The organism is Candidatus Roseilinea sp. NK_OTU-006, from assembly GCF_012931985.1.
Lineage (GTDB): Bacteria > Chloroflexota > Anaerolineae > J036 > Brachytrichaceae > JAAFGM01.
In genome coordinates, this window is sequence record NZ_JAAFGM010000065.1 from 1 (window position 1) to 3823 (window position 3823).

A 3823-nucleotide genomic window follows, 5' to 3' on the forward strand; every position below is an offset into this window, starting at 1 on the left:
GCAGCAGGAAGAGGTCCTGGGCGTCCTCTAGGATGCCGGCGGCAGCCCAACGTTGGCCCAGCTCCTTGAAGAACCGCCGACACTGGTAGAAGGCGCGCGCCGCGATCACCCGCGTCTCCTCACGCCACCAGATGTAGCGCCGCACCAGGCGCAGGTGGTTGACAAACGAGCGGCGGCCAAACCACCACAGCTTGCGCCAGCCGCGCGACAGAATCTTGAGCGCGCGCCGCTCCGCCATGCGCCGTATCTGGCGCTGCTGCTCCACCCGTCGCGCCGGATCGACCGCCTCGTCCGCCTGGGCATAAGCCTGCAACGTGGCCAGCACAAAACTGGGATCTTCATCCCAGCGCGGCTGGATCAGGTCTTCGTCGATCGAGGCCATGTAGCGATAGCGCTGGATGTAGGCGGCGATGCGCTCCCAGAAGCGGCGGCCCTGGGGAGTCGCCTCCAGGCGAGCGCGCATGTCCGACGGGTCGCCCTGGGTGATGGCAGCGGCGACCACAGGGTCGGCCAGCCCTTCGCGCGCCAGCTGCCACAGCTCAAACGAGGGCTGGGCAGTGCGCACGTCGCTCATGCCGGTGATCAGGTCCCCCTCAGCGATCTGCTCGTCCGCCGGCAGGAGCGCGTTGAGCTGGCGCACCAGCGGCTCGAACTCCTCCTGCGCCTGGCCGGAGAGCAAGCTGACGCGGATCGCCACGTTGTTGGCTTCCCAATGCAATGCGACCACGCGCCGGCAGTACGCCGCCAGATCGGCATCCGAGAGCGCCGCCGGGTCGACCGCGTCCAGCGCCGGCTCGATCTCGCTGAGGAAGCGATCGCGGTAATCGCGCCCTTCGCGCCAGACGCGCTTGTACATGCGCCGCAGCGCGAAGAGGACCGGCAGGGCGCGCAACACCGTCGTGGGCGTCCAGGGCGTGACTATGCCGTCGCCCTCATAGGTGGGGTCGATGCCGGCGGTGCGGTCGAAGAGGCGTTCCTTGAAGCCGGGCAGGCGCGCCGCCAGCTGCTTGGCCACGCCGACGTTCCAATAGGCGCGCCCAAAGAAGGGCCGCCCCCACACCGTGCCCGGAGGCGCCTCGCCCAGCTTGATCTCGCGGACGAACTGGCTCAAACTGCGCCCATACTCGTGTTCCAGGCTGAGCGACAGCGCCAGCGGACAGGCGAAGCCGGGCAATACTTCACGATAGTTGCCCGATGTCCACTGTCCCAGCGCCGGGTCAAAGCTGAACGAGGTCAGCGGGCGCGTCTGCAACAGGACGAAACGCCCGTCCACCCATGCCCATTCGATGTCCTGAGGATAGCCGTAGAGCGCCTGGACGCGCTGCCCCAACGCCGCCAGCTCCAGCGCCTGCGCATCGTCGAGCACCGCTTGCGCTTGCTGCTGCGGGGCGAGCGGCTGTTCCCGCGTGCCGCCGTTGGCATCCGCCACCAGCATGACCGACTGTTGGGCCAGGTCACGGCGCACCACTTGGCGGCGGCGCACGTTCACCACATAGCGCTGCGGGGTGACGCGCCCTGAAACTACCGCCTCGCCCAAGCCCCACACCGCCTCGATGACCATCTCTTCCTCGTTGCCGCTGAGCGGGTTGAGCGTGAAGAGGACGCCGGCGGCGACGGCATCCGCCTGCAGCTGCACGATCACGCCCATCTGCGCACGCCGCGGATCGATGCCCTGCTCGCGCATATATGCCAGCGCGCGCTCGCTCCAGATGCCCGCCCAGCACGCGCGCACCCGTTCCAAAACCGCCGCGTCACCGCAGACGTTCAGGAACGTGTCATATTGGCCGGCGAAGGAGGCCTCCACCTGATCCTCAAAGGTGGCCGATGAGCGCACCGCGACCAGAGGCGCATCGCCCAGCTGCGCGTAGGCGCTCCGGATGGCATCCTGCACCTCCGCCGGCATCGCCGCCTGCTCACACGCCGCACGACATGCCTGCAGACGCGCCGCATCCTCCCATGGGAATTCCTCATCGGCGGACAGCCATGCATCGAGGCCATTGGCGCGCAGGTGTGCCTGATAAGCCGCCGTGGTGACGCAGAAGCCGGGCAACACCGGCAAGCCCGCCTGGATCAATTGGGCCAGGCGCAGCGCTTTGCCGCCCACGTGGACGCCATCCTCTACGTCCACCGCATCCAGCGACACCACGTAGCGCCGGGGCGTGGCTGCGCTGCCATTCGGCCCATTCTGCGCGACGGCCACCGGCGGCAGCACCACACGCCTCGCCAGCGCGCTGGATTCGACCGATTCCTTGGCGGACTGTCCTCCCGTTCGCACCATGGTCACATCCCTAATGCGCCGCTGAGCGCCGAGACCATCTCCAGCATCTCCGGATGCGCTTCCAGGAACGTCAGCGCGCGATCCAGGGCTTCGAGCACAAAGTCCACCTCGTCGGGTTGGATGATCAGCGGGGGCATCAGCTGCAGCGTGCTCGGCCGATGGTCGGCGAAGACGGCGAGCACGCCGTTTTGGGCCAGCAGCGGGCTGAGCGCCATGCCCATGCGCGCGTCGGCCATTTCCAAGCCCATCATCAGGCCGCGCCGCCGCCAGGTGGCGATGCTGGCATAGCGCGCCCGCAGGTCGCGAAAACCGGCTTCGAAGCGCTCGCCCATCGCCTGGACGTGTTCCATGAAGCCGGGCTCGGTGATCTGGTCGAACATAGCCAGCGCGGCGACACAGCCCAGCGCCGCACCGCCAAAGCTGGACAGGTGGATGAAAGGGTGCTGCTGGAAGAAGCGATCCAGATGCGGGCGGTGGCACGTCGCCGACATGGGATAGACACCGCCGGAAAGCCCCTTGCCGATCACCAGGATGTCGGGCACGACGCCCCATTCGTCGATCGCCCACATGCGGCCGGTGCGGCCCAGGCCTGCCTGCACCTCGTCGAGGATGAGCTGCGCGCCCCATTGGTCACATAGCTGCCGCACGCGCGGGTAGTAATCATCGGGTGGGATGAGGATGCCGCCGGTGGCGGGGATGGTCTCCATGATGACGGCAGCCGTCTGTTCGTTGATCGCCGCTGCGAGGGCGTCGGCATCGCCGAAGGGCACTTTGGTGAAGCCGGGCGGCATCGGGCCGAACTTGCCGCGGAAGCTGTCCTCGCCGGTGGCCAGGGCGAAGCCGGTATGGCCGTGGTAGCCCTTGTGCACCGAGATGATGCCGGGGCGGCCGGTGTAGGCGCGCGCCAGTTTGATGGCGACGTCGATCGCCTCCGCACCACCCGGCGAGAAGGTGGAATACTGGATGTCGCCCGGCGTCAGCGCGGCAAGGCGCTTGCCCAACGCGGCGCGCATCTCGTCCAGGAGCATATGGTCGCCCACGTCGAGCTCGTCCAGGGCCGCCTTGACCGCTGCCACCACGCGCGGCGGACGATGGCCCAGGTTGAACACTCCGCCGGAACAGCGACAGTTGAGCAGCTTGCGGCTGCCGTCCACATCCCACAGCCAGACGCCTTCCCGCCGGCCGGGGATGAAGTCGAGCCCGATCATTTTGAAAACCGAGACGCGCCCGGGGTTGACGTAGCGCGCGTAATCTTCCAGGATGGCGGCTTTGGGTTGTTGGCCGATGAACATCGTGCCGACACGTCCTCCGTGATGGGCATTAATAGGACGCTTAGTATACCACCAGAGCCGAGAAATGTCATAAGCGCGGGCATGCGGTCATCACCTTGTCCGTGCCGCGCCCATCTGATCCGAGCCGCGCCCACCTATCCGCGCCGCGACCGTCAGGGAGCGGCACAAAACTCACCGCAGAGAACGCAGAGACCGCAGAGGTTTCTTCCCTGTTCATTCTCGGCGCTCTCGGTGTGCTCGGCGGTAAAATCCC

2 protein-coding genes are annotated in these 3823 nt (G+C 67.3%); both read right to left on the reverse strand.

Features of this window, described 5'->3' with window-relative positions:
- Window positions 1–2278: PEP/pyruvate-binding domain-containing protein (locus tag GXH28_RS15220; protein WP_169239870.1), on the reverse strand; the 2278-nt coding region annotated here is incomplete at its 3' end.
- Window positions 2279–2280: 2 nt separating this feature from the next.
- Window positions 2281–3570: an aspartate aminotransferase family protein gene (locus tag GXH28_RS15225; protein ID WP_169239871.1), complete on the reverse strand. Its 1290-nt coding sequence runs from the start codon at window positions 3568–3570 to the stop codon at window positions 2281–2283.
- Window positions 3571–3823 lie beyond the last annotated feature (253 nt).

Coding starts and splice junctions, on each gene's coding strand:
- GXH28_RS15225 (WP_169239871.1), bottom strand. CDS start 3,570: ATGTTCATCGGCCAACAACCCAAAGCCGCCATCCTGGAAGATTACGCG.